This window comes from Nodosilinea sp. AN01ver1, assembly GCF_050565655.1.
In the GTDB taxonomy this organism is placed as follows: Bacteria; Cyanobacteriota; Cyanobacteriia; order Phormidesmidales; family Phormidesmidaceae; genus Nodosilinea.
This window is the reverse complement of the sequence record NZ_JBNXVS010000035.1, coordinates 1-26846: the sequence shown is the minus strand read 5'-3', so window position 1 is coordinate 26846 and position 26846 is coordinate 1. Positions and strand designations below refer to the sequence as shown.

The window sequence follows — 26846 nt, the reverse complement described above, 5'->3', positions numbered from 1 at the left end:
CGGGGTAAAGGTCAAGGCCCGTAATCTAAAACACCGGGCTAAGACACCAGTTGCTTGGCTCGGTTTTCTTCCCACTTGCGGGGGGGGCTGGCGCGGCGAATATTGCGCCAGATCTGGGTGGCGGCCAGGGTGCCGTCGGCCACGGCCACCGATACCTGGTTGAGGCCCTGCTTCAGGTCGCCGATCGCAAAAATGCGATCGTGGGTGGTTTGACACATGGTGTTGGTGACCAGGTTCTCGCCATCCCACTCCAGGTTAGGAATGCCCTTGAGGTAGTGGTTGTGGTAGATCGACCCCATGTTGATCAGGCCGGTGGTGGCCTCGACGACGGTGCCATCGGTCAGCTCTACGCCGCTCATTTTGTGGTTTTCGCCCAAAAACTTGGCGATCGGCGCTTCGTAGAGGGGGTAGCCGTAGTCGGCTAGCTTGGCCCGCATCTCGTCGCCGACGGTGCAGAGACCGTGGGTGAGCACCGAAATGTAGGGGGTAAACCAATCGAGCACAAAGGCGGCGTTGATCTGCGACTCTTTGCCCGCAATCAGCACGGCTTTTTGGTCCCACATGTCGAAGCCGTCGCAGATCATGCAGACGTGGAGGGTATAGCCCGCATAGTCGTAGACGTTCTGCATGTCGTCAAGCTGGGGCAGCACGTCGATGACGCCCGAGGCCGCGATCAAGTATTTGGCGCGAAATACGGGGTAAATGCTGTCGACTTTACCCACTTTGACCTGCACCGCCAGATGGTCGCCCTCGTCAACCACATCTTCGACGAAGCCACGCAGGTAGTCGGCTCCCCACTCTACCGCCTGCTTAGCGCCGTGGATGAGCATGTTGCGACCGGGGGTATCGGGGTCTACACCGACCACGTTTCGCACCTCCTGCATCCACAGCGATCGCCCCTTGCCCTTTTCGATCACCAGGCACTTGAGCCCGTAGCGAGCCAGGTAAATAGCCGCCGACAACCCCCCCATACCGCCGCCTACAACGATGGCGTCATAAATCTGGTCGGTGCGTTCATGCAGGTTTTGACGGGATAGTTTCATAACGGTGATGGATGGAGAGGACTGCGATCGCCTAAATCGTAGAGATGAGCTAGGCCATATCTCTAGGCTAAAGGATTTAGAAAAATCGAGATGAGAATTGTTGAAGACGCTGGCATATCAGCAAATCCTGCCGGTCTGACCCCCGGATCTAAAAAGGCAAAGGGGATTGTTGCAACCCCCTTTGCCTAACTCTCACCCAGGGTGAGCTAGAGGGCAATTAGCCCACGAAGGCCAGACGAGGCTCAGAAACACCAGCAGACTCGGTACCTTTCAGGTAGGCCATCATGGTGTCGGCATCAGACACTTCGAAGGGGTCGATGGGGCAGTTGTCGCCGAAGTCGGGCTCAACAAAGATTTTTTCGATGTTGCCGTCGTTGACGAGCATGGAGTAGCGCCAGGAGCGCATGCCAAAGCCCAGGTTAGATTTGTCAACCAGCATGCCCATTTTGCGGGTAAATTCGCCGTTGCCGTCGGGCAGCAGGTAGACGTTCTTCGCGCCCACCTTCTGGCCCCACTGGAACATCACAAACGCATCGTTGACAGAGACGCAGATGATGGCGTCAATACCGTGGGCCTTGAACTCTTCGTACAGCTCTTCGTAGCGGGGCAGGTGGTTGGAGGAGCAGGTGGGGGTGAAAGCGCCGGGCAGGGAGAACACTACCACTTTCTTGCCAGCAAACAGATCGCTGGTGGTCGTGTCTTGCCAGCGGTAGGGGTTGGGCCCACCCACAGACTCGTCGCGCACGCGGGTCTTAAAGACGACGTCGGGTACGCGTCCAGTAGCAACCATAGCAACCATAAATTACCTCTTTCGTAGTTCTACAACAGTTAACTGCGTTTCCAGCCTTCGCTGCTCAACTCAGAATAATTCTAAGTTAAGAAATGTTCAATAAGCATAATAGCTTAAAAGTCATACCTTTTGTCAAACTTGGCTTATTCCTAAGTGAGAATGCTAATCTGGTAGCAGTAGGTTATTGTGATATGTCCAGCCGCGATTTACTCCTGCTGGAACTTCAGTCGTGTCAAGTGCCGGAGCCGGGCAGCAATGTCGTCCCAAGCCGACCAAATCGTTACTATGCTCAAGTCTCGGGGGCTGCGGGTCACTCCCCAGCGCTTTGCTGTGTATGCCAACCTGCTGAGCCGCTGCGACCACCCCACCGCCGACGATATTTTGCATGACCTCAACCAGGATGCGCCCACATCGTCGCAGGCGACGGTGTATAGCTCGCTGCAGGCGCTGCGCGAGGTCAATTTAGTGCGCGAGGTGCTGCTCGAAGAAGGGGTTTGCCGCTACGATGCCAACGTTGGCCCCCACCACCACTTTCGCTGTCAAAGCTGCGGCGCGATCGCCGATATTCCCTGGGAAACCCTGTCGAGCCTCAACCTGCAAACCCTTAGCCCACGCTGGCAGATTGAGGGCTACGAGGTGACCGTGCGGGGCCTGTGCGATCGCTGTCAATCCGAGTAGGTCGATCCAAACCTGAGTAAACCTATGACTGATCCTGCCCCCATCACCAGCCCCTGGCAGCTCAAACCCTGGTGGTGTCAGCCCTGGTCGATCGTGCTGACGGGGGTGGCGATCGTGGGCGGTAGCTGGGTCTTGCTCCATCGTCTCTGGCTTACAGCTCTGGTCGCCGTTCCGATCGGGGTGTGGATGGGCTTCTTTGTGCTGCTCTGGCCGCGCCTCATGCGCGAAGCTGGGCTGCTAGAGCCGCACCAGAATGTGGATAACCCTAACGCTTGATCGCCTGCTCCTGGCTGGCGGTATCCCGACCATTGCTGTTACATCGTGGGAAAATCTGCCCCATGTTGCGCCCCAAGCTGATAGCTCTCGCGGTCTTTGTTTGCTTTGCGCTGTGGTTAGGCCGGGGCCTGGCGATCGCAGCGCCAGGCCTGCTGGGTCAGGAAGCTGCTCCCCAAGCTCATCACTGTGCCCTGGCGCGCTGGCTGCGCTTAGGCCGGGGGCCGGCTCTGGCTTCCCTGGCGCGAGGGCAAGACCTGTACGTGGGCACCGCCGTCAATCTCAAAGCCCTGGGGCGCGATCGCCAGTATCGCCGCCGACTGGCCCAGGAGTTTAACCTGGTCACCGCCGAGAATGACATGAAGCTGGATCGGCTGCAGCCCCGCCCCGACCAGTTTGACTTTAGCCAGGCCGACCGCCTGATGGCTTTTGCCGCCGATCACCAGATGGCGGTGAGAGGCCATACCCTGGTGTGGCACCGGGCGGTGCCCGACTGGCTAGAGCAGCAAGACTGGAGCCGAGCTGAGCTGATGGCGCTACTTGAAAACCACATCAAAACCGTCGTCGGGCGCTATCGCGGCCAGATAGCGGCCTGGGATGTGGTGAATGAGGCGATCGCCGACGACAGCAGCCTGCGCGACACCTTTTGGCTGCGCGGCATTGGCCCCGACTACATCGAAATGGCCTTTCGCTGGGCCCACGAGGCCGACCCCGGCGCTCTGCTGATGTATAACGACTACGGCGGCGAAGGGCTAAACGCTAAGTCTGACGCCATTTATAGTCTGGTGCAGTCGCTGCGGGCCAAAGATGTCCCCATTCACGGGGTGGGGCTGCAAATGCATGTGCAGGTCAATTCCGCCCCCAGCCCTCAGGAGGTCGCCGCCAACATGGCGCGACTGGCTGACCTGGGTCTTCAGGCACAAATTACCGAAATGGACGTGCGGATTCAGCAGCCCTCTGACTCCAGCGATGCTGACCAGCAGGCCGAGATTTACCAGGCCATGCTGCAAACCTGCCTAGAAGCCGAAAACTGCAACACGTTTGTCACCTGGGGCTTCAGCGATCGCTACTCCTGGGTGCCCGGCCACTTTGAGGGCTGGGGCGAAGCGCTAATATTTGACCAAGATTACCGGGCCAAACCCGCCTACCACAGCCTGCTGAACCTGCTAACAAACTACTCACCCTCAGGCGCAGACCAGAACAGGGCAGACTAGAACGGCAGCTTTTTCTTGTTGGCTTTGTTGCTGTCGTAGTCCAGTTCCTTCAGCTTCTTCATAATGCGGCTGAAGTACTCCTGCATGTAGTCTTCAAGGGTGGTGATTTCCTCTTTAGGAATGCCAAATACCTGGTAAACCTCATCCATAGGGGCATCTAGGGGCTGACTGCCGGCAATGACCTCGACAAAGGCGAGGCGATCGGCAAAATTCCAGCCCCATTGAAAGAACTGCGCCACCTTGCGAATGGCCCGCAGCAGGTCTAGCGAAATGCGAGAAACTCTGGCCTCCTGGCCGCACTTGCGCTCGCACAGGCGCATAATTTCGTAGGCTCCCCAGGCGCGGGTGCCCGCCAGCGGAAAGCTGCGGTTCTCGGTTTCGGGCACCGACAGCGCTTTGACGGCGAACCGAGCGATGTCCTGGGTATCCATGTAGGCGATCGGGGCGGCCTCGCCCATCACCCAGATCGGCTGCTTTTCGAGAATAGGGATGGCGTACTGGCCAATCAGGCCCTGCAAAAAGCCGCAGGGCTGGAGAATGGTGTAGTTGAGCCCCGACTCGGTCAAAAATTTCTCAGTGCAGCGCTTGACGTTCATCAGCGGCACATGGGGAAACTTTTCGGAGTTAAGAATTGAAAAGAAGATGAACCGCTGAATACCGGCGTCGCGGGCGGCCTTAATTAAGTTGACCTTGCCCTGCCAGTCAACCTCCATCACCGACTCCGACGGCCGGGCCGTAGAGGCATCGATGACGGCGTCAACGCCCTCCAGAGCGGGGGGTAGGCTTTCTGGCCGACAGAGGTTGCCCCGCACCAGTTCTACTCCCCACTCTCGCAGAAAAGCAGCTCGTTGAGCGCTTCTGACCAGGCAACGAACCTCGTGCCCCTCATCCAAGGCACGGCGGGCAATTTGCCTGCCAAGAGTGCCAGTAGCGCCAACGACCAATACTTTCATGAGGGAAATGATACAAAAGTTTAACTTCCTCTAAGAATATCAGATGGCTTCACCGGATACACCACCGAGGCGAAAACTACTCCTCACCACCCTGCACCCGCAGCATTAGAAACCCAATGCCCAGGCCCACCAGGGTAAGAGTAAAGATTGTGACCGCCGTACTAAAAATTTCGCCGCCCATACGCTCTCCTTCCACAGCACTATAGTAATTGGGCCAGTTGCCCAGCCCGCCAGCGGTTGACGTAACCCCTGGCCGCCCTCATTTTAGACCAGTTTGGTATCACCCCCTGCGCCTATGACCACCCCTACCGCCTCGATTTTGCCTCAGCCTCCTGGGCGTTCCCGCCTGGCCGTTACCCTGGGCGACCCAGCTGGCATTGGGCCAGAGGTCGTGCTGAAGGCGCTGGGGGCAAAAGATTGGGCCGCGATCGCAGACATTACACTCCTGGGCACGCGATCGCTGCTTGAGCAAACCCACCAGGCAATCCAGCGGTCGGCCTACGGCGGGCCGCTCCCCGATCTAGATTCCCTACCTCTGGTCGACCTTGCCCCGCCCTTGTCCCTGGAGGTAGTGACCTTTGGCCAGGCCAGCGCTGGCACTGGGGCGGCTAGCTTTACCTATCTCAAAGCCGCCATCCAGGGAGCCGTAGCGGGCCAGTACGATGCGATCGTCACCGGGCCGATCGCCAAGTCGGCCTGGAAAGCGGCGGGCCATCACTACCCCGGTCAAACTGAGCTGCTGGCGGAGGGGGCAGGGTGCGATCGCTTTGGTATGGCCTTTGTCGCGCAGTCGCCCCACACCGGCTGGTGGCTGCGCGCCCTGCTGGCGACTACCCACATTCCCCTGCGCCAGGTGCCCAATGCTCTGACGCCAGAACTGCTGACCCAAAAGCTCGATTTATTGATCCACAGCCTGAAACAAGACTTTGGCCTCAGCCAGCCCCGCCTGGCCGTAGCGGGCCTCAACCCCCACAGCGGCGAAGGCGGGCAGCTGGGCCGCGAAGAGGTCGATTGGCTGACTCCCTGGCTAGAGTCCCAGCGCCAGCGCTACCCCCAGGTGCAACTGGATGGCCCCATTCCCCCCGATACGATGTGGGTGCGCCCTGGGCAGGCCTGGTTTGGCACCGAGGGGAGCGCTACTGAGACCGCCCACGACGCCTACCTGGCCCTGTATCACGACCAGGGGCTGATTCCGGTCAAGCTGATGGCCTTTGACCGGGCGGTGAATACTACCGTGGGGCTGCCCTTTGTGCGCACCTCGCCCGACCACGGCACGGCGTTTGATATTGCCGGTCGGGGGATTGCCGATGCCAGCAGCATGGTGGCGGCGATGGATCTGGCGGTGGCGGTGGTAAGGGAGAGGGGGAGGGTGAGTGGGTGAGTGGGTGAGTGGATGGGTAGATGGGTAGATGGAGGGATGCGGGGATGGGTGGTGTTCCCTGAGCGAAGTCGTTTGTCCTGTGGACAGGCTTCGCCAACGCGCTAGCGTCTTTCATAGGGAGAAAGGGGGCGGGGATGCGGGGAGAGGTGGTGTCCCGTTCAGCAAAGTAGGGTGGGCAATGCCCACCAGACCCTATTTCTGGCTATTCTGAGTGGGTTCCGGACTTGAGTTACAGACAATTTACGCTGCGCTATGGCTACGCAAGAGGTTCTCTACGACCAGCTTTACCGGCTCGATGGCCAGGGCTACGGGGCTTACAAGTCGCTCAAGGGGAAGTACGATTTTGAGGACTTTACTCTGCACATTGACCATGTGCAGGGCGACCCGTTTGCGGCACCAAGTCGGGTGCGGGTGGTGGTGCCGCAGGCGGTAGCGGGGTTCTCTCAAAGTCTGTGGGAAGGCCCCTGTCGGGCGATCGCCCTGGCAGACTTTTTGACCCGTGAGTTTTATCGGGCCGCCCAGGGCAACCAGCGGACCTCCGGCTCGGGAAAAAGCGGGCTGATTGGCATTGTGCGGCCCAGTCAGGCCGTCCTCAATCGCAGTGCGGCTAGGGTGACGGCAGAGGCCGTAGAACTCCGCTTTACCGTGGGCCTACCGGCCTTTGGGCGGCGGATTGCGGGGCGGCAGGCGGCGGCGGTGTTGTGTGGTTCCATCCCTGCTCTAGTGGCCAAAACGCTGCTTTACAAAGCGCTGGATGTGGCCAGCCTTGAGCACCATATCAATACGGTTGAGGACGCGGAGGCGCTGCGATCGCAGCTTCCTGCCCATAACCTAGTTGCCTTCATCGCCGATGGAGCCATTCTGCCCCGTCGCAGCGGCATCGACGAACGTCCTCTGCAAGATCAGGCGGTGCCGTTCACCTCGCCCGACTCGCTGCGGGTGACGCTTACCTGCCCCCATGCCGGAACGGTCACGGGGATGGGCGTGCCCCAGGGTATTACGCTAGTTGTAGGGGGCGGCTACCACGGCAAATCGACTCTGCTGCGCGCGATTGAGGCCGGGGTGTATAACCACGTGCCGGGCGATGGACGCCACCAGGTGGTGACCGATCCAGCCGCAGTCAAAGTGCGGTCTGAGGATGGCCGCAGCATTGCGGGAGTCGATATTTCGCCCTTTATCGGCAGCCTGCCCCAGGGCAAATCGACCCAAAAATTTTCGACGCCCAACGCCAGCGGCAGCACGTCGCAGGCTGCCAACATTGTCGAGGCAATTGAGGCCGGAGCAACGGCGCTGCTGGTAGATGAAGATACGTCGGCGACCAACTTCATGATTCGCGATCGCCGCATGCAGGCCCTAATTGCCAAAGATCGCGAGCCCATTACTCCCTTTATCGATAAGGTGCAGCAGCTCTACACCGACTGCGGCCTCTCCACGGTGCTGGTAATGGGAGGCAGCGGCGACTACTTTGACGTGGCCAATACCGTGATTGCTATGGACGAGTTTGTGCCCCAGGACGTCACCGAGCGGGCTAAAGCCATTGCAGCGGAGTTTAAGACAGAGCGCGATCGCGAGGGCGGCCAGTCCTTTGGCAGCCTTACCCCCCGCATCATTCAGCCTGACAGCATTGACCCCAGCCAAGGCCGTCACGGCGTTAAGCTGCGGACGCGCGATGTCGATCAGCTCCAGATTGGTGCCGAGGCCATTGACCTATCGGCGGTGGAGCAGCTGGTGGAATCTGGTCAGGTGCGGGCGATCGCAGCGGCGATCGTCTACGCCCAGCGCTACCGCATGACGGCCACAACCCCGCTCGCCGAGGCGATCGCCGCCGTTATGGCCGACGTAGCCCAGTACGGGCTAGACTGCTTGACCGAGTGGCCCGTGGGCGACCTGGTTTGTTTCCGTGACTTAGAACTGGCCGCTGCCATTAACCGCCTGCGCACTCTGCGCACCATTTAACAAACAGGTCAATGCACCTGGAAAACCATGTGCTTAAAGCGCACAAAAACGATTAAACCGGCTTTGCTTCTGCGACCACAGGCAAATCTACCGTCACGCTATTGGCCACTCGCTGCAGCAATCGAACTATCTGCTCAATGTGACACTCACTCGTATGGTTTTCTAAAAAGTATTGATAGGCCGCCTCTGCCCTAGCGCTAGCTTCCTCAGGATGGCTCAAGATGTACTCGACAGTCGCCTTCATCTGATCGGGAGAATCGGGCTCTACTCCCCAAACAAGCCCCCTGTTGACCATTTCAGTGGCCAAACCGACGGTTTTGGTGATTACAACAGGCCTACAGCAGGCCATTGCTTCCATTAAAACCGTTAACCCAGCGGAATAGGTATTATCAATCAAGCTCACCACGGCTATGTCTGCGCTGCGATATAGATCGCGCAACTCGACCCAGTCAAAGTAGCGCATCTCCATATTTTTAGGTAAGCGCTCTGGAACGCGGCACCGGGTTTTGGAGGTAGCATTGGGCGAGACAGCACAGACTTTCACATCTAGGTCTAAGTTCTGCAATGCGTTGGCCAGGGTGACATAGTCTCGCTGTTCTAACCCCGCGCTGGCAATTAGAGGGCGATTTTTTTGAATGGCACCAGGCGCAGGGTAAAAGAACTGCTTGTCTGTTTGCTCAGCCAGGCACAGCACACGGTCCTCAGATAGCTTGAGCATGGATCTCATCGTCTCAGCCTTGAGGGCTGTATTTACCGTAAAGGTGTGAACGAGACGATGAAGCTGCAACCCCTTGAGCAGCAGTCGAGGCCGCCAGCGTTCAGGGCACATTACATTCATAACTAAGTGGGGACGAGCTTTTTTGAGTAATGCCAGAATGGCCAACGGCAGCCCCGCATCTTCACCACAGCAGTAAATAATGTCGTTTGGCCCAGTTCGGGCAAGCACCTGCCTTGCCAAGGTCCACTGCTGAGGACGACCGATAATTTTGGCAAGCAGTTTGTCCAAAACTCCAACCGCACCATCATCTTCAAAATCTGGCTGGTGAATTTGCGCATCCAGACAGTCTTTAAGCTGTAGCACCACATGCCTGGGGCCTTTACCAAGGCTAGCTCGGGTTTCGAAGTGCTCAAAATCGATTTTTGTACTTGTCAAAAGATGAAAATTAGCTGAGGATTTTGCGGTCATTTGTATAGTCCTCTTCTGGTGTCTAAGTGGGGGCAAGATGTACGGCTAAAGCATGTTGCCCCAGCCGTAAAATGGCTAGAGTTTGACATTGGCCCCCTCATTAACGAGAAACCAAGAGTCGAGTTAGACCGGGCGAAAATGGGGGAACTTACCGGCAGAGACAAATTACCTGCAACTGTAGAAAAACTCTGTGGAAGCACGGATACACTAAAAATCACTGAAATCAAACGAAACTGTATGACTTAGCGCTATTAATCCTATTCCGCAGCTTCAATCTAAAAATTGCAAGGGGTCATCTCGGTAACATATCATCCTTAGCCTCGTACGCGATTCTCATACTTACGTGTTCAACCAATCTTAATCAAAATAGGTAATTTTTCGGTAGCTTATAAAGTTCTTATAGTTTACCCAAGCTAATTGAAGAAGGAATAGATAAATAGGCTTAGATCGACAGGGACAGTACCTTCTCTATCTAGCAGCCTCCTGATTAGGAGAATCTTTACAACCGTAGAAATGTATATTTCGCCGAAAACGTTGTAAAAATTGATATTCAGGCCTCTCTGTTATACCGGGAAGGGCTTGGGTAAGCATGCCAGCTAGCAGCTTCTCCACTGGACTGTGGGAGAAGGGAAATGGACTTGCCAATGGCGTCGGTCGATGCACACTGGAGGAAGCTAACCTTCACGTTTTAAAGCGAAGGAGCATTGCCCTACGCAGCGCAATGCTCCTAAGGTATTTGTCGGTGTGCTGGAGCGTGTCATCAATTTTGGCTACAATCCTTATTCCATCAGCGCGGCTACGCCCGACTCAAAAAACAGGCTAAAGCTGCAAACACTGATTATGGGGCCATCAGCAGGTAATTGATGACAACCCTAGGGACTGGCCAATGAGCCTAGCTTGCCCTCGGAAGTTAGGTTATGCGATACCGTCTAGCGCCGCTGCACCGGCCGCATCTGTGCAAACAGCCTTTACTCGGCAAAAAGACGCTCACCAAAGTCTCGCTGGCGCAAATAGTCTTTAATGGCTTCTCGGTGAGCCAGAGTCCTTCTCACAAATTTAAGCGGACGACCAACGGATTTTTCAATCAGCGATTGCCGCAGCCAGCGCTCGTAACCCCAGGTAATAGGGCCTTGTAAGAGCTCATGCCACTTTGAAGATATGCGGTCAGCGGTGAACTCTTGAGCCCTCATAAAGCCATTTTCTACTACCGCCTGGTATAGATTGGGCATTTCCTTCAGCTTTTGCAGAGCGGCGATGGCATCCTCAGGGCTGTGTACTTCAAAATAGTCTAGCTCTGACTGTCGCAATGCCTGAAAACTCGGCTCAGGACCGAGGATAGCTGGGCAACCGCCGTGCCAAGCGTTAATTAGTTTAGTGGGCGGTTTTAGCTTAAGGTCGGTATTAGTGATGTTACGGACTGCAATAACCGCATCGCTGCGAGAGTAGTCAGCAAAATCAATAAGCCTTTGGACCGGATCAGTGGAACTGTGAACAAACTGAATACCTAGCTTTTCTAGGCTAGCCAAAAATTCGGGAGACTGAAATGGTTTGGCTAGGTTGTACTGCACATCTCCTTTAAAGTCGAGAATCTCTAACCTGGTGCCCCTTGACTGATCTCTCGGAATTAGATTGGTCTGAGGCCATTGGGGAATGAAGTAGTCATCCTGCGTATGGAGGCAGGCTGGGCTGAGCACGGTACGCTGTTCGCAGATTTCCGGACGGGCGGAATCTAGCTGACTACCGACCATATAGCTGTGAAAGGCAAAGTCTTTGATGTAAAGGAAGTGATAGGGAGCAATGCAGATCTGGCCTCGAACTGGACGAGATACGAGATGAACGTTAAGCCCCCTGGACTTGAGCTGAAGATAGGTTTGAACGCCCCAGATATCGTTACCGCTGGCTACCTTTCTGAGTTCGGTGTCGAGGTCAATTGTAGAGAAATCTGCGTTAAACAGATGTTGCCACCTATCGACATCTTTAGTTAGAAAATAGACAGGATATTTCAAGGGCTCTAGCTTCATAGTTAACTTCAACTCCTAAAAAATAAAATAACTGATAATCCACCGTTTCAAAAATTCTTGGGAATGGCGATTTATAATTTATAAAGGTAATGTCTTGTTGCCTTTGCCTGTGGGGCAACGGCCTACAAATTTTTCGCGATCAACGTAGGATTTGTACTGTTGAAACCGGACTACATTGGATATGAGGTAGGGTTATTTAAGCGGCCTCTCTTGTATTTCAAATAAATAAAGCTGATTGGTATATCATCAATTAGCCCTAAGCAAACCTATCATATCCGCTCGCCGAGGGTGGATGTGCTTGGGGCCAGATGGCGAAAACTTAACTAGCTGGCGGGGGGGTAGGGGTTTCTATAAAGTTTTTGTGTGGCATTCTACTGGTGCGAGAGCGTGTCTGGTAGTATCCAAGCCTCTAGGCGCAAATGAGCGATCTTTTGAATTTCTTGCAGGGCGATCGCGATTTCAGCCTCCGTGGAATTGCGTAATCTTTGAGCAAAGCTTTCTAGGATTGAGGCTTTGGTATGGTTTGCCACGGCCAGAATAAAGGGAAAGCCAAACCTGTTTTTGTACTGTTGGTTGAGGGTTTGGAACTGGTGGTACTCCTCTGAGCTGAGGTTGGTGAGGCCAGCTTTGGTTTGTTCGGCCACCGATGCTTCAGCCATGGCTACCCGAGTGCCTAAATCGGGGTGAGCGCTGATCAGCGCCAGCTGATCTGCTGTGGTCATGGCCTGCACGATTTTGACCATATGCTGGTGAAGGTTGGCCACCGACGCAAACGGGCGCTGGGGCCAGACCTGGGCGGCGATAGTGGGCGTATCTTCAAAGGCGGGGCCGATCGCGGCCACAAATTCGGCCTCGGTCATGGCGTTGAGCTGGTCCAGGGTGTAGGGCATGAAGAGTGAGTGAGTGGATGGGTAAGTGAGGTGTGCCCCCTTAGGGCCGCTTCGCTAATGCCGCCGCACAGGAGCGCAGCCGCAAAGACTTATGGGCTGTACCAGATGGCTTCGATCGCGGCGGCAGCGGCGGTTGGGTCGTCTCCAGGGCTAAGCTGTTGAGTGAGGTGGCCGAGCTTGCGACCGGGGCGAATACCTTTGGTGTACCAGTAGAGGGTGGCGTTGGGCAGCTGCTTGAGAGCCTCAAGTCTCTGGTGGTGGGTGGTTTCGTCTGCCGCTAGACCCAGCAGGTTGACCATCACGGCCTGGGGACAGGTGAGGGTGGTGGGGCCAAGGGGGCGATCGCTGACTGCCCGCAGCTGCTGCTCAAACTGAGAGGTCTGGCAGGCATTGAGAGTGTAGTGGCCCGAGTTGTGAGTGCGGGGGGCGATCTCGTTGATGAGTATGCGATCGTCTTGGGTCAGAAAACACTCGATACCGACGATGCCAACCAGCTGTAGCGCCTCGACCAGGGTACGGGCGATGCCCTCCATGCGGCTGGCTACCCCGGCACTAACTCTGGCTGGGGCAAAGACGCGGCGGCAGATTTGGTCGACCTGCTCGGTTTCAACCGTAGGATAAACCGCGATCTCACCCCGGGCCGACCGAGCCACCATGATGGCCAGCTCTTGCTTAAAGGGCACAAACTCCTCTAGCAGCACCGGGGTGTGGTTGAACCTGTCCCAGGTGGGGCCGAGTTGGGAGGCCTCTTTGACGATGGCGGTGCCATAACCGTCGTAGCCCAGGCGGCGGGTTTTGATCACCAGCGGAAAGCCGATAGTCTCAGCTTTGGCGGTGAGTTCGGCGTTTTGTTCGTCGCCATCTAACCAGCTGTAGCGGGGGTTGGGCAGGCCAGTCTGGGCAAAGAACTCGCGCTGGTGGCGCTTGTCGAGCACCAGGGTCAGCACGTCCAGACTGGGGCGAAAGATGGTGCCGCGATCGGCCAGGGACTGTAGCCCCTCGCGATCGATGAATTCATTTTCAAAGGTAATGACGTCGCACTGGGCGGCCAGAGACGCCGTGGCGGCGACGTCGGTAACGGGGGCAAGCACGGTGGAGTGAGCGATCGCAACGGCAGGATCCCGTTCGCCAGGGGTTTGCACCACCAGCTCCAGGCCCAGCTTCTGCGCCGCTGGCCCCATCATCCAGGCCAGCTGACCGCCGCCAATCACGCCGACTCGTTGAATTGAATTAGCCGTTGTCTGCGCCATAGTGCCGCGCTACTGTGCTGTTGTCGTGTAGGCCGACTCCTATTATTTCAGACAATACTCTCCTCATGCCTCAGCCGCCCTGGCTCATGCGGCGAATTTTGAGCACGTCGGTCATCTTGCGAATCTGCACGAAGGTTTGGTCGAGGTGGGCGTGGTCTTTGACGTCGAGGCCCAGGTCGATTTCGGCGGTTTGGCCGGGGAAGGTTTTGACCTGGGCTTTGTGGACGTTGATTTGCAGGTCTGACAGGTGCGAGAGAATGTCTTTCAGGACGCCCACCCGGTCGATTACCTCAATGCGTACTTCCACCGGGTAGGTCTGGCGCGTGCCGTTGTGGTCACCGCAGTTCCAGCTGACCGGAATGATGCGATCGCCCGGAATGTCGGCCAGGTTGGGGCAGCCCTGGCGGTGAATGGCGATACCCCGGCTGCCCAGCGACACGCTGCCCATGATCGGCTCGCCGGGCAGCGGATTACAGCAGCCTGCGATGTGGTGCACCAGCCCCTCAATGCCCAAGATTGGGTCTTTAGAGGGGGCCTGGCGGTGGCGGTGGGGGCTGGTGACGGCCCCGGCCAGAAACTGCTCAGAATCTTGCAGCGACGACTCGGGCGATAGCACCTCCAGGGGCTGCTTGGTCTTGATCGCCTCCCGCAGGCGGTTGACAAACAGGTTGAGGGTGACTTCGCCGTAGCCCAGCCCGGCCAGCAGGTCATCGACGCTTGGGTAGTTGCAGCGCTCGGCGGCCATCTGGGCCGGTTCAGACTTAAGCAGGGCATCGAAGCCGCTGCGGCCCAGCTCTTTTTCGAGCATGTCGCGGCCTCGGGCGATATTTTCGTCGCGGTGCGATCGCTTATACCACTGACGAATGCGGTTGCGGGCGCTGGGGGTAACGACAAAGTTGAGCCAGTCGAGGCTGGGGTGACTGTTCTTTTGGGTGATGATCTCAACGATGTCGCCGTTTTCTAGCGGCGTATCGAGGGTGACGATGCGGCCATTGACCTTAGCCCCGGCGCAGTGGTTGCCCACCTCGGTGTGAATGCGGTAGGCAAAGTCAACCGACGTCGCCCCCCGGCTCAGAGGCACCACATCGCCATCGGGGGTAAACACGTAGACATCTTCGTCGAAGAGGTTGCCCTTGACGTTCTCAAGAAATTCTTGAGCATCATCTTTGAGGTCGTTTTGCCACTCTAAAAGCTGCCTGAGCCAGGTGAATTTCTCGTCGTCGGCGTTGATGCGGGTGTTGACCGAAGCCCCTGTTTCTTTGTACTTCCAGTGGGCGGCGATGCCGTACTCGGCCACGTGGTGCATTTCCAGGGTGCGAATCTGCACCTCGATGGGCTTGCCCTTGGGGCCAATCACCACCGTGTGCAGCGACTGATAGCGGTTGGGCTTGGGCAGGCCAATGTAGTCTTTGAAGCGGCCCGGCACCGGACGAAAGGCGTCGTGGACAATGGCCAGGGCGCGGTAGCACTCTTCGTTGGTGCCCACGATCAGGCGAATGGCGGCAATGTCGTAGATTTCGCTGAAATCTTTTTGCTGCCGCTCCATCTTGCGGTAAATGCCGTACAGGTGCTTGGGCCGACTGCTGACATCTACCACCTGAATCTCGGACTGGTGCATGCGCTGACGCAGGGTTTCGGCCACCTGCACCAGCCTCGCCTCGCGATCGGCCCGCTTTTCGGTGATGTGCCGCTGCATCTGCCGGTAGGCGTCGGGCTCTAGATACTTAAAGGAGAGATCTTCGAGTTCCCACTTAAAGCGCCCGATCCCCAGGCGGTTGGCCAAAGGCGCAAAGATCTCCATCGTTTCGCGGGCAATGCGGCGGCGCTTCTCGTCGCTGAGGTGCTCCAGGGTGCGCATGTTGTGGAGGCGATCGGCCAGTTTGACCACAATGACGCGAATATCCTGGGCCATGGCCAGGAACATGCGGCGAAAGTTTTCGGCCTGACGCTCGGTTTTGCTCTCAAAATTAAACTTTGAAAGCTTGGTTACCCCCTCGACCAGCCGCCGCACCTCGTCGCCAAAGTGGGCCTCAATTTCTTCGGGGGTGATGTCGGTATCTTCGACAATGTCGTGGAGAAAGCCCGAGGCAATCATGGCGCTGTCGCCACCCAGGTCGCGCAGCAGCCCGGCGACGGCAATGGGGTGACAGATGTAGGGTTCGCCCGAGGCGCGATACTGGCCTTTGTGCAGCGTGTAGGCAAACTCAAACGCCTGGCACACCAGCACATTGTTTGACTTGTCTTCGGGGTCGTGGGCAAGGTCATCCAGGGGGTCGTCGTGGTGGGTTAGCACGCAGGTCTCGAGCCAACCGGGCAGGGTGCAGTCGTCGGGCAGAGGGGGATGAACCGTTGCAGTCATACAGGTGCCAGTGACCTCTCAGGGAGACGATTAAACTTAAAGAACTGCCAGGCTGAATGGCAACTATTTGAACACTGTATTCAAAGTTGAACAGGGATCAAAAAATGTAATCGCTATATTGAACGATTTGCCACCTGAGCAAAGGAGAGATAATTGCTGAGACAGAGGAATTAAAGTTAGAAACTTTGGCAAAACTCGTACAGGTGTTCTGCCTAAGTATTTTGCCAGAGTGCGAGATGCTGCTGCCCGAGGGCAGCTTGATGAGATAGAGATAACCTACACCATAACCCTGAGGAAATTGCCTCTTCTGGCTACGGCGCAATAAATGCATATAGCCAGCTTCAAGTTGATGGAGTGTTATGTATTAACCTTAACATTTGTCCCCCCCAGGGGGAATCGGCAATTTGTCTCTGGTGGCGATCAACCGCTGCCAAGAGGCTCCGCTTACGGCCCTAATAGGGGACATACCTATATGATAAGTGCCCTGTCAAATCTGCGATCGCAGCTGCAAGCCCTGGAGACCCTGGCGCGCTCGGCCAACCCCAGCGATCGTCAGCTTCAGGAGCAATTTTTGCTGGCTCAGCAGCACTTTCAGCACCAGATTTTGCCCCTGGGCAACGAGTTGGCCAGCGCCCAGCCCATCCTCACCGAAATGAACCGCACCCTGCGGCTGCTGGCGATGGATGTCGCCTTTTTGCAGGCGGCGCGTCAGTCGAGTACGACGCAGCAGCGGCAGCGGCAGCTGATCGAGAAACTGGAGCAGCTGCTGGGCTTTTGCGATGCTCTGGAGCAGGCGATCGCCAACTCCACCTGATGCCTCAGCCCAGGTGGTTTACCCGAGTGGTTTAATAGTAGGGTTCATAGGACACCTTGGTAAAAGAACGCGGTGGAGAGTAGGTACGTTGGTTCAATGCCCTAAAGAAGGCCATATTGACCTTCAAGACAGTCAGCTGGCACCGGGTCTGCCGGTGAAAGCGTGCTCAAGCTGTGGTGGAGCCTGGATTCCGCCGGAGGACTATGCGAACTGGCAGCGATCGCAGGTTGACCCCGATACCCCCATCCGCGTAGCGGTGCTGCCCCTGTCGCTGAGCACCGCCTTTCAACCCGCCGACCTCGACAACCGGGCCGCCCTCTGCCCCGACTGCCGCAGCTACCTGGTGCGGGGCCGCATTACCCTCAAGCAGGGGTCGTTTTATGTTGAGCGCTGCCCCAACTGCAACGGCGTCTGGTGCGACGCGGGGGAGTGGGAGATGCTGGGGCAGCTCGACCTGCAGGCCCATATTGACTATATTTTTTCTGCCGACTGGCAGGGGCAGGTGCGCGAGCTTGAACACGGCGAACGCGAGCGGCAGGCCACCATCGACAAACTGGGCAATGAGATTGCCCAGCGGGTGTTTGAGCTGGCTGAGCTGCTGGAGCAGCACCCGAATGGGGATTTTGGGGTGGCGTATTTGATGCGACGAGTCGATCAGTGAGTGGATGGGTAGATGGGTGGGCGAGTGGATGGGTGGATGAGTAGATGAGTGAGTAGGCGGGTGGCTGGATGGGGGCAATCTCATTGACTCAGACTTTTGATCTCTCTTTACAGTCTTTAACTGGGCCTGCACTTCTCTCGCTGATCCACTATTTACTCCCTACCCATCCACCCCTACCCCATGCCTGACTCGCTTCTCACTCTCGAAAGTTTCTCGGTCACCTACCCTGGTCAGGCCGATCGCGCAGTCGATCGCGTATCGCTGACCCTGTCGCCGGGTGAAAAGCTGGGTCTGGTAGGCGAATCGGGCTGCGGCAAGAGCACCCTGGGGCGGGCGGCGCTGCGGCTGTTGCCCAAAGCGAGCGAGCTACAGGGGCGGGTGTGGTTTAACAGCGAGTCGGTGCTCGATTTTACCCCTCAGCGGCTGCGGCAGTTTCGGGGCGAGGCGATCGCCCTGGTGTTTCAAGACCCGATGACGCGGCTCAACCCCTTGATGACCATTGGCGATCACTGTATTGAGACGCTGCGGGCGCATCGGCCTGAGATCACCCAGGCGGAGGCCAAGGCGCGGGCGATCGCGGTGCTCGAAAAAGTCAACATTCCCGCCAGTCGGTTTGGCCAGTACCCCCACGAGTTTAGCGGCGGCATGCGCCAGCGGGTGGCGATCGCCCTGGCGATGATTCTAGAACCGCAGCTGATCGTGGCCGATGAGCCCACCACCAGCCTGGATGTAACGGTGTCGGCCCAAATTCTCGACGAGCTGACGCGGCTGTGCGACGAACTGGGCACGGCGCTGGTGCTGATCTCCCACGATCTGTCGCTGGTGGCCGAATACTGCGATCGCGTCGCCGTCATGTACGAGGGCCGCGTGGTCGAAGAGGGCACTGCCGCCACGGTGTTTCAAGACCCGCGCGATGACTATACGCGATCGCTGGTCGAGTCGGCTCTGCACATGCAGCAGGCGGAAGGGTTAGCCTATACCGCTACCGCTGCCGAACCCATTCTGCGGCTGACGGACATCAAACAGCACTACGTTTTAGAGGCCAACCCGTTTGCCCGCCTGTTGGGCAACCAGCCATCTAAGGTAATTAAGGCCGTCGATGGGGTAACGCTAGAGATTTACCCCGGTGAGGTGGTGGGGCTGGTGGGCGAGTCGGGCTGCGGCAAGAGCACCCTGTCGCGCACCATTCTGCAATTGGTCAAACCCACGGCGGGCCAGGTCGAGTTTGACGGCACTGAGTTAACCACCCTGTCGCGACAGGCCATGCGGCAGCAGCGGCGACAGCTGCAAATGGTGTTTCAAGACCCCCATGCCTGCCTCAACCCGATGATGAGCGTGGGCAGAAGCATTGCCGACCCGCTGCTAATTCACGGCCTCGCCACCGTCGCGGAGGCCGAAAAACAGGCCCACGATATGCTCGCCCGCGTCAGCCTCAACCCCACCGCCGACTATTTCAACCGCTTTCCTGGCGATCTTTCGGGGGGGCAGCAGCAGCGGGTGGCGATCGCCCGCGCCCTGATTACCAAGCCCAAGCTGGTGATCTGCGACGAACCCGTCAGCATGCTCGACGCCACGGTGCAAACCCAGGTGCTGGAGCTGATGATTGCCCTCAAGCAGGAGTTTGACCTCACCTACCTGTTTATTACCCATGACCTGTGGGTGGCGCGGTTCATGTGCGATCGCATCGCTGTCATGCAGGCGGGCAAAATTGTGGAGCTGGCCCCCACCAAAACCCTGTTTGAGTCACCCCAGCACCCCTACACCCAAACCCTGCTGCAATCGGTGCCGGTGCTGGCCAAGGGCGCTTGAGTCGAGACGCTGAATGTCAGCCTTGACCCGTCTATTTTCAGGGCAATAACAGGGTAAGTTCTTTCCTGAAAATCTCCTTAGTCTGGGTCAATGCCCAGCTCCCGCAGGCGAGCCGCCAGCGCCTCGGCTCGCTGCTGGGCCGCATCGCGCTCCTGCTGAGCGGCGTCACGCTCCTGCTGGGCCGCGTCACGCTCCTGCTGGGCCGCGTCACGCTCCTGCTGAATCAGCGCATTCTCCTGCTGCAGGGCCTCGCGCACCTGCTCGACTTCCTCACGATTGAGCAATTTGGTGCCCGTCTCGGGATCACAGAAGCGCAGGGCCCGAGGCAGCGGGGCAAGGCCCAGGGCCGGGTAGGGATTGTGCAACTGCAAGTCGAGCCCCAGCACCTGACTGTGGATGTAGGGAATCCCTTCAGGGGTTGTAGATAGAGGCAGCGGTTGGTAGGCCCCGTCGATCAGCTGAGCCCCGCGCAGCTGGGGGTTGAGGTAGTCGGCGGTGGGGTCGTACTGAAAGTATTCTGCGACCCCCAGGCTGGCGTATAGCCTGGGCTTCTCGTCTTCGTCCTGGCGCTTGGTGGTGCGGGAGGTGATTTCGAGCACGAAATTGGGCAGTTTGCCGCCCTCCTGCCAGGTTTTGTAGCTGCGGCGCTGGCGCTGGCTAACCCCAAAAATGACGAAGACATCGGGCGAAACGGATGCCCTGGGATTGCCCTCTTCGTAGTAAATAAACAGGTTGCCGGAGACGTAGACGTTGGGACGACTCTTAAAGTACAGCCGCAATACCTCAACGCAATAGATCAAGTAATCACGCGTGGCATCGCTTTCGGTCATCGGTTGCCCATCGGTGTCGGGGTAGACGATGCGATCGGAGATGAAGCCGCTGGTCTCAGCCATCGGGGCAGAATCCTCCGCAGATTCGGTATGGCCTTCATTATGACACTGATACCCTGGGCTAATTTTGGGTTCGATGGTGGCTCTACCTCAATTCGAGGATGGAAATAGAGCCTGGTGCTGGCGGCGATCGCTCTACGTTTCGTTAACGGGTCGCCTTACTGTCTGGAAAGGTCGGCTACGCTCTTGAAATCCTAACTGTTGGGTTTTTTAGGGCATCTATGAAACAGCTTCCGTTCATCATTCAAAAGTTTGTCTTTGCCGACGAGAGCCTGGCCCAAATTGTCGATTTAGACGACTCTAGCGGTGCCGAGGGCAAGGTGCCTGGCTACTTTGTCATGAGTAGCGCCCCGCCCAACATTGAAGATGCGCAAGAATCGAGCGATCGCATTCAGCAGCAGGCCATTCAGGGCATTAATGAGATTGCCGACCACCTGTGTCACATGATGAGCGATACCCCCGATCGCTGTGCTGAGCTGGTAATTTCGGTGCACGGCTACAACACCAGTTTGGATGGGGTGCAGGCCTGGTACAAAAATATCTTTAAGTATGTCAATCGCCACGACCCGGCCATTGGCAGCAGCCCCAACCAGGTTTTTGTCGGCTACCGCTGGCCCTCTGAAAATGTTGCCCTTACCAAGCTCGAAAAGGTGAAAGAAGCCCTGGGTGCGCTGCCGCCCCTGCCGCGAGATTTGCTGCTGACTGGGGCATTGTGCGCCTTGGTCCTGCTTATTTTTGAGATTTTTTTTCTGTTTGAAACCTCGTGGGTGGGGTTTGTGCTCAGCCTGGTGCTGGCGCTTTTTATGATGCTGGGGCTGCTGATGGCGGCGCTGCTGGTGCTGCGGCTGATCGTTTACTTTCGCGACAGCTACCGGGCCGACAATTTTGGCGTACTCGACCTGGTTGAGCTGCTGCGTCAGATTGACCAGGCCGTGGTGCAGCGCACGGCCAACAGTCAGTTTCCGCTGGCGGCCACCGAGCACGAGCGGCAGCAGGCGGTGCTCAAGGCCCGTGAGTACTGGAAAAAGACCGGCCGCGATAAGGTCAAGCTCAGCTTTATTGGCCACAGTATGGGCGGCTTTGTGGTGACCAATGTCATTCGCATTTTGTCGGATGTGTTTGACTCGCGATCGATCGACAAACAGCCCCCCAGCGATGTGGGCGATGTGTACCGTCTGGAGCGACTCATTCTGGCCTCACCCGACATTCCGGTGCTGACGATTGTGTCGAGCCGGGCCAACTTTTTGGCCTCGTCGCTGCGGCGGTTTTCGGAGTCGTACCTGTTCAGCAATGAGGGCGATATTGCCCTGCGCATTGCCTCGACCGCCGCTAACTATATTGCCTTTCCTAGCCGTACCCAGGCGCGGGGCTACCGCTTGGGCAATGTGGCGCTGCAAAACAAAACGGGCAGCGTGAACGACTACGGCGTAGTCAACCTAGACTCCCTCGATCGCGATTTTCCGGTCGATTTGCCGGTGGGCGAGGCGATCGCCAAAACAAACCAGAGCGTGATGGACAACCTGTTTTTGACCTACGAGCGGTTTCAGGCGCGGGGGGTGGTAACGCTGGCCAAACTGTTTGAGGTGCAGTCGCGCCGCGACAGCAGTCGCGCCACCGTGGCCGACTTTTTTACCTACTTCGACTGCACCGACTACACCGACCTCAAGTTTGACCTGCAAGCCAATGTTTGCTCGGCTCAGCCCACCGGCATTTTGACCCGCGCCCTGGGCAAGTCGGCCCTCAAACCCTGGGACTATTTTTTGCTGACGCTAGACTATGGCACCGGCAAGCGAGACGTCCACGGCGGCTACTTTGAGGGCCAGTTTAGTCAGCAGCTGCTCTACCGGCTGGCGTTCTTGGGCTTTAGCGGCTATTTGGATACGCTGGATGGCGATCGCCAGGTGGCTCTCAGCCAGCTCCATCTCAACTGCCAGAAGCTCAAAATTCAGGGCTATCTGTCGCCCATGCGCTACCGGGTCAGCATTCAGGGCGGCAGCGTGGATGGCACGAAGACGGAGATGCTGGATGCGATGAGTACGCCTCAGTAGGGGAGAAGAGTGGGAGGGTGGAATTTACCAGACTGGGGTTTGGCTTTGGCCCCAGAAGCCGTCGTATTTGGTGACGGTGATGTCGCCGAGCACCTGGGTTTGGCAGGCGAGGCGCAGGTCGCGGGTGGGGTCGTGGGGCGGGAGCGATCGGCGCGCGTTGTCTTTCCAGTTAGCGGCTGAAACTGGACCCTGAATCTCTACGGCGCAGGTGCCGCAGGTGCCAAGGCTGCGGCAGTTAATGACCTTTGCCTGACCGTTATATAGGTCCACGCCGTGGGCCAGCAACACCTGGCGCAGGTTGGCCCCGGTCTCGCACTGAATGGTCTTTCCCTGGGCGGTGACGGTGGGCATGGCATTTCCTGGCAGGCGAAGAATATCTACGTTTTATAACGCGATCGCACCCTTCCCCTCAAGCAGCCCCAGGCCAGGCCTTACGCTAGATAACTGAATCGTTTAGGTCACTGGCTATGGCTGAGCAGCGCCCCCCCATTCACATCTACGACACCACCCTGCGCGACGGAGCGCAGCGGGAGGGGCTGGCCCTCTCGATTGAAGACAAGCTGCGCATTGCGCGGCGGCTCGATGCCCTGGGTGTGCCCTTTATCGAAGGCGGCTGGCCGGGGGCCAATCCCAAAGATGTGCAGTTCTTCTGGCAGCTGAAAGAAACGCCCCTGACCCAGGCCAAAATCACCGCCTTTTGCTCCACCCGTCGCCCTGGCCAGGTTGCCGCCGAGGAGCCCATGCTGCAGCCGGTGCTGGCCGCCGGTACCGAGTGGATTACGCTGTTTGGTAAATCGTGGGATTTGCACGTCACCACCGGCCTGCAGACCACCCTGGCCGAAAACCTGGCCATGATCGACGACACCATTCGCTACTTTCGCAGCCAGGGCCGCCGGGTAATCTACGATGCCGAGCACTGGTTCGACGGCTACAAAGCCAACCCCGACTACGCCCTAGAAACCCTTGAAGCAGCGGTAAAAGCCGGGGCCGAGTGGCTGGCGCTGTGCGACACTAACGGCGGCACTCTGCCTCACGAGGTCGGCGCAATTGTCACCGCCGTCAATAGCTGGCTGCAGCAGTTTCCAGAACCCCGACCCCGGCTCGGCATTCACACCCACAACGACAGCGGCACAGCGGTGGCCAACGCTATGGCGGCGGTGGAGTCTGGGGCCACCATGGTGCAGGGCACCATCAACGGCTACGGCGAGCGCTGCGGCAACGCCAACCTCTGCACCCTGATTCCCAATTTGCAGCTCAAGCTGGGCTACCCCTGCATTGCCCCCACCGGGCTCGAAACCCTGGCCGAAACCAGCCGCTTTATCAGCGAAGTAGTTAACCTGGCCCCTGACGAGCACGCGCCCTACGTGGGGCGCTCCGCCTTCGCCCATAAGGGCGGCATTCACGTCAGCGCCGTAGAGCGCGAGCCTAAAACCTACGAGCACATCGACCCGGCTGCCGTGGGCAACAGCCGCCGCATTGTGGTGTCGGAGCAGGCGGGGCTGAGCAATGTGCTGGCGCTGGCCCGCAGCTTTGGCCTGGAGCTAGACCGCCACAACCCCGCCTCGCGCCAGCTGCTCACCCGGCTCAAAACCCTGGAGCACGAGGGCTACCAGTTTGAGGCCGCCGAGGCCAGCTTTGAACTGCTGATGCGCGAAGCTCTGGGCGATCGCCCCCGCTTTTTCGACCTCAAGGGCTTCTACATTAACTGCCAGCACCAGGGCAACGGCGACGACCACAGCAGCCAGTCGCTGGCCACCATCAAAGTCATGGTGGGGGAGGAAGACATTCTGGCCGCCGCCGAGGGCAATGGTCCTGTAGCCGCGCTCGACACCGCCCTGCGCAAGGCGCTGCTAAATTTTTACCCGGCGATCGCCAACTTTCACCTCTCCGACTACAAGGTGCGCATCATCGACAGCGGCGCGGGCACGGCGGCTAAAACCCGCGTGCTGGTCGAGTCGAGCAACGGTGCCCAGCGCTGGACCACCCTGGGGGTTTCGACCAACATCATCGAAGCCTCGTACCAGGCGGTAACCGAAGGGCTGGAGTACGGCCTGATGATGGAGACGGCGCGCCCCCACTGCGCGATCGCTTTTTAGGCGGGTCTTGGGCGATCGCCTTTCTGTCTGTACGTCTCCATCGGTTAAATGCCCCAGGACTGCGCCCGTACTATGTCCTGAGAAAACAGGCCACTGCCATATCTTTTTTTCAAAAATCGCCGCAAGTGGTCTCGCCTGAGGCTGATGTCCAACGAGTTTCTAACGTGCCTAAAACGGCCTCAGTTGATCCAAAAATGGCCAAAATACCAAAACCGCAATCAAGGCTGTAACCCTTGTCGCGCAGTGGTATGAGGTGATTTTTAGAATGGAGAACAGGAGACTCGTTTGCGAAGCGTCTCCGAAGCGTCTCCGGTTGAGCAGTTGCTGTTGGGGACTGATGATTTTGTGTGCTCAGCCTATGACTGCGAGGTCCTGCCGCATAGGGCTATTGAAGCCAACGACTGAATTTTGGCTTTCTGGTCGAATGCAATTAAAAAGCCATCAGCTCCTACCGTAACCCAGCTATGCTGAGCTAGAACCTAGGAGAAAAATGGCGATTTTTAAGCCTTCATTGCCTATAAACCTTCTGCCCTCAGCAAATCGCTTGTCCCCTCTCCCGTTGAGGCTTGCTTTTAGGGTAATGGGGGCGATGTTGTTTTGCGAATTCCTGGTGCAGTTCCCGGTGGGGGCTGGGGAGACTGAACTGCAAGCTGTGGCGATGGAACTGGCTAGCAATGGGTTATTTTCCCCGCCTGGTAGTTTGGCCGCAAAGACGGCCTTGCCTACCCTGGCCCAGGTGCCGCCCCGAACCGTCGAGCCGCGACCGTTGCCTCCCCTGCCGCCGCCCACCGATCTGCTAGAACCGACTCCGCCGGATCCTTCTCTGACGGTGCCCCCTGCTGTCCAGCCTGAAGATACAGTGCCGCCAGGAAGCGAAGTCAGCCTGGTGGTCGATCGATTTGACGTGGTGGGCAGCACAGTGTTTAGCGAGGCCGAACTGCAGGCGGTGCTGGCCCCGTTTGTGGGCCGCCCTCTGACGCTGACGGAGCTGCTGCAGGCCCGCACCGTGATTACCCAGCTCTATGTAGATCGGGGGTATGTGTCGTCGGGGGCGTTTATTCCGCCCCAGGAGCCGGAGCAGGGTACCGTCACGATTCAGGTGATTGAAGGTAGCCTGAGCGATATTCAGGTCGAGGGCACGACGCGACTCAACCCGAGCTATATCACCAGCCGTCTGGCTCTGGCGGCTACGCCTCCCCTCAGGGTCGATCGCCTGGTGGATGCGCTGCGGCTGCTCCAGCTTGACCCGCTGATTGCCAGCATTTCTGGCGATCTGTCGGCGGGGGTGGAGCCGGGTACTAGCCGCCTGACGGTGACGGTAACCGAGGCCGACAGCGTAGATGTGGACATTGCCACCAGCAACAGTCGCCCGACGTCGGTAGGCACCTGGGAGCGGGGACTGTTTCTCAACCAGCGCAATCTAACCGGCCACGGGGATGGGCTGCGGCTGGGCTACCTGAATACCGACGGCAGCGATCGCCTCAGCGTCCGTTATCAAATTCCGATCAACCCTCGCAACGGTACTGTGGGTGCCCGCTTTGAGTACACCCGCAGCCAGGTGGTTAGCCCGCCCGCTGATGTTTTGGGCATTACTACCAACAGCACCCTGCTGGATCTATTTTATCGGCAGCCGATCATTCTGACCCCGACGCAAGAATTGGCCCTGACGCTGACGGGCTCCTGGGAACGAAGCCGTACCGTCTTTCTAAAAAATATTCTCGGTGAAGCGATCCCCTTTCCGGCCTTTGGGGCCAACGCCAACGGGGAAGTGGAGGTGTTTGTGCTGCGCTTTGCCCAGGACTGGGTGCAGCGAGGTAGCCGTAGCGTGGTGGCAGCGCGATCGCAGTTTAACCTGGGGCTGGGCGGCTCAACTCCAGAGAACCTGACTGGCGATGCCCCCGATGGCGAGTTTTTCTCCTGGCTGGGGCAGGCCCAGTGGGCCCGCCTGCTCGGCCCCGACACGTTGCTACTGGTGCGAGGTGAGGCTCAGCTGTCCAGCGATACGTTGCCGTCTCAAGAATTGTTTGGCCTGGGCGGTCAGGGTACGGTGCGGGGCTATTCCCAAGACCGATTGTTGAGCGACAACGCTCTGCTGGCCTCCGCCGAGGTGCGGCTGCCGGTTTTGCGCGATCGCGATCGCCAGGGCCTGCTGCAAGTGGTACCCTTTTTCGACCTGGGCACAGGATGGAACACCCGGCTGCCCAACCCCAATCTCCACACATTGGCGGGTACTGGGGTTGGCCTGCTGTGGACCGAAGGAGACTACTGGAGCGCCCGGCTGGACTGGGGCATTCCCCTCAACGGCAGCGAATCTGGCAATTCCTGGCAGGCAAGTGGCATCTATTTTTCCATCGCTCTAACGACCTTTTAGGGCAATTTTGACAACGCAAATGTCCGAGCATTTTGCGTAATTGGTCACAGCGATAAGGGAGGCTTAATGAGAAAGCCTCCAGAGCTCCAGGATTATGCCGGTAAAAGAGCAGGGGGCGAGCACCCCGACGAGGCGATGAGCTCAAAGAGATTGTCCACGGCGT

At 58.0% G+C, this 26846-nt stretch carries 22 protein-coding genes; 11 read left to right on the top strand and 11 right to left on the bottom strand.

What is annotated here, in order from left to right:
* Positions 1-38: 38 nt before the first annotated feature.
* Entirely contained in the window at positions 39-1043 is a 1005-nt protein-coding gene (locus ACQ4N7_RS21735) for an NAD(P)/FAD-dependent oxidoreductase (RefSeq protein ID WP_430713584.1), read from the bottom strand.
* Between the two features lie 217 nt (positions 1044-1260).
* Positions 1261-1833, bottom strand: coding sequence for a peroxiredoxin (locus ACQ4N7_RS21730; RefSeq protein WP_430713583.1), 573 nt, complete (start codon positions 1831-1833; stop codon positions 1261-1263).
* A gap of 255 nt (positions 1834-2088) precedes the next feature.
* Between ACQ4N7_RS21730 and ACQ4N7_RS21725 the strand changes: the two genes are divergently transcribed.
* The 3 genes from ACQ4N7_RS21725 to ACQ4N7_RS21715 all read left to right on the top strand — a co-directional run bounded on the left by ACQ4N7_RS21725 (position 2089) and on the right by ACQ4N7_RS21715 (position 3998).
* Positions 2089-2511, top strand: coding sequence for a Fur family transcriptional regulator (locus ACQ4N7_RS21725; protein ID WP_430713582.1), 423 nt, complete (start codon positions 2089-2091; stop codon positions 2509-2511).
* Positions 2512-2535: 24 nt separating this feature from the next.
* On the top strand, positions 2536-2787 hold the full coding sequence (locus ACQ4N7_RS21720) for a DUF6737 family protein (protein ID WP_430713581.1): 252 nt from the start codon (positions 2536-2538) through the stop codon (positions 2785-2787).
* Positions 2788-2849: 62 nt separating this feature from the next.
* Positions 2850-3998: an endo-1,4-beta-xylanase gene (locus ACQ4N7_RS21715; RefSeq protein WP_430713580.1), complete on the top strand. Its 1149-nt coding sequence runs from the start codon at positions 2850-2852 to the stop codon at positions 3996-3998.
* Here ACQ4N7_RS21715 and ACQ4N7_RS21710 read toward each other — a convergent pair.
* Both ACQ4N7_RS21710 and petM read right to left on the bottom strand, forming a co-directional pair.
* Entirely contained in the window at positions 3995-4951 is a 957-nt protein-coding gene (locus tag ACQ4N7_RS21710) for an SDR family oxidoreductase (protein WP_430713579.1), read from the bottom strand. The two genes, ACQ4N7_RS21715 and ACQ4N7_RS21710, sit on opposite strands and share 4 nt — an antisense overlap.
* Positions 4952-5027: 76 nt before the next feature.
* Positions 5028-5132, bottom strand: a complete 105-nt coding sequence (petM, locus tag ACQ4N7_RS21705; protein ID WP_106871078.1) for a cytochrome b6-f complex subunit PetM — start codon at positions 5130-5132, stop codon at positions 5028-5030.
* A 114-nt stretch (positions 5133-5246) separates the two neighbouring features.
* Between petM and pdxA the strand changes: the two genes are divergently transcribed.
* The gene (gene pdxA / locus ACQ4N7_RS21700; protein WP_430713578.1) at positions 5247-6332 is read left to right on the top strand and encodes a 4-hydroxythreonine-4-phosphate dehydrogenase PdxA; all 1086 of its coding nucleotides are present in this window, start codon (positions 5247-5249) and stop codon (positions 6330-6332) included.
* A 252-nt stretch (positions 6333-6584) separates the two neighbouring features.
* Entirely contained in the window at positions 6585-8288 is a 1704-nt protein-coding gene (locus ACQ4N7_RS21695; RefSeq protein ID WP_430713577.1) for an ABC-ATPase domain-containing protein, read from the top strand.
* A gap of 52 nt (positions 8289-8340) precedes the next feature.
* On the opposite strand, the gene ACQ4N7_RS21690 is transcribed toward ACQ4N7_RS21695, so the two are convergent.
* The 5 genes from ACQ4N7_RS21690 to ACQ4N7_RS21670 form a co-directional block, all read right to left on the bottom strand.
* Complete coding sequence (locus ACQ4N7_RS21690; RefSeq protein WP_430713576.1) at positions 8341-9474, bottom strand: glycosyltransferase; 1134 nt, start codon at positions 9472-9474, stop codon at positions 8341-8343.
* A gap of 968 nt (positions 9475-10442) precedes the next feature.
* The gene (locus ACQ4N7_RS21685; protein ID WP_430713575.1) at positions 10443-11495 is read right to left on the bottom strand and encodes a glycosyltransferase; all 1053 of its coding nucleotides are present in this window, start codon (positions 11493-11495) and stop codon (positions 10443-10445) included.
* Between the two features lie 371 nt (positions 11496-11866).
* A complete protein-coding gene (gene uraD, locus ACQ4N7_RS21680) occupies positions 11867-12385 on the bottom strand; it encodes a 2-oxo-4-hydroxy-4-carboxy-5-ureidoimidazoline decarboxylase (protein WP_430713574.1) in 519 nt (172 codons plus the stop codon).
* An 89-nt stretch (positions 12386-12474) separates the two neighbouring features.
* Positions 12475-13635 (bottom strand): 5-(carboxyamino)imidazole ribonucleotide synthase, encoded by a 1161-nt coding sequence (locus ACQ4N7_RS21675; protein WP_430713573.1) that lies wholly within the window; start codon positions 13633-13635, stop codon positions 12475-12477.
* A gap of 70 nt (positions 13636-13705) precedes the next feature.
* Positions 13706-15994: a RelA/SpoT family protein gene (locus ACQ4N7_RS21670; protein WP_430713572.1), complete on the bottom strand. Its 2289-nt coding sequence runs from the start codon at positions 15992-15994 to the stop codon at positions 13706-13708.
* A 472-nt stretch (positions 15995-16466) separates the two neighbouring features.
* On the opposite strand from ACQ4N7_RS21670, the gene patD reads away from it, so the two are divergent.
* The 3 genes from patD to ACQ4N7_RS21655 all read left to right on the top strand — a co-directional run bounded on the left by patD (position 16467) and on the right by ACQ4N7_RS21655 (position 19278).
* Positions 16467-16808 (top strand): heterocyst frequency control protein PatD, encoded by a 342-nt coding sequence (gene patD / locus ACQ4N7_RS21665; protein WP_430713571.1) that lies wholly within the window; start codon positions 16467-16469, stop codon positions 16806-16808.
* A gap of 88 nt (positions 16809-16896) precedes the next feature.
* A complete protein-coding gene (locus ACQ4N7_RS21660; RefSeq protein WP_430713570.1) occupies positions 16897-17469 on the top strand; it encodes a zf-TFIIB domain-containing protein in 573 nt (190 codons plus the stop codon).
* A gap of 180 nt (positions 17470-17649) precedes the next feature.
* Positions 17650-19278, top strand: coding sequence for a dipeptide ABC transporter ATP-binding protein (locus ACQ4N7_RS21655; protein WP_430713569.1), 1629 nt, complete (start codon positions 17650-17652; stop codon positions 19276-19278).
* Positions 19279-19355: 77 nt separating this feature from the next.
* On the opposite strand, the gene ACQ4N7_RS21650 is transcribed toward ACQ4N7_RS21655, so the two are convergent.
* On the bottom strand, positions 19356-20171 hold the full coding sequence (locus tag ACQ4N7_RS21650) for a Uma2 family endonuclease (RefSeq protein ID WP_430713568.1): 816 nt from the start codon (positions 20169-20171) through the stop codon (positions 19356-19358).
* Positions 20172-20389: 218 nt separating this feature from the next.
* Here ACQ4N7_RS21650 and ACQ4N7_RS21645 point away from each other — a divergent pair, with 218 nt between their 5' ends.
* Positions 20390-22216, top strand: a complete 1827-nt coding sequence (locus tag ACQ4N7_RS21645; RefSeq protein ID WP_430713567.1) for an alpha/beta hydrolase — start codon at positions 20390-20392, stop codon at positions 22214-22216.
* A gap of 24 nt (positions 22217-22240) precedes the next feature.
* On the opposite strand, the gene ACQ4N7_RS21640 is transcribed toward ACQ4N7_RS21645, so the two are convergent.
* On the bottom strand, positions 22241-22567 hold the full coding sequence (locus ACQ4N7_RS21640) for a 2Fe-2S iron-sulfur cluster-binding protein (RefSeq protein ID WP_430713566.1): 327 nt from the start codon (positions 22565-22567) through the stop codon (positions 22241-22243).
* A gap of 116 nt (positions 22568-22683) precedes the next feature.
* Between ACQ4N7_RS21640 and cimA the strand changes: the two genes are divergently transcribed.
* On the top strand, positions 22684-24312 hold the full coding sequence (gene cimA, locus ACQ4N7_RS21635; protein WP_430713565.1) for a citramalate synthase: 1629 nt from the start codon (positions 22684-22686) through the stop codon (positions 24310-24312).
* A 589-nt stretch (positions 24313-24901) separates the two neighbouring features.
* On the top strand, positions 24902-26683 hold the full coding sequence (locus tag ACQ4N7_RS21630; RefSeq protein ID WP_430713564.1) for a ShlB/FhaC/HecB family hemolysin secretion/activation protein: 1782 nt from the start codon (positions 24902-24904) through the stop codon (positions 26681-26683).
* Positions 26684-26846: the final 163 nt, after the last annotated feature.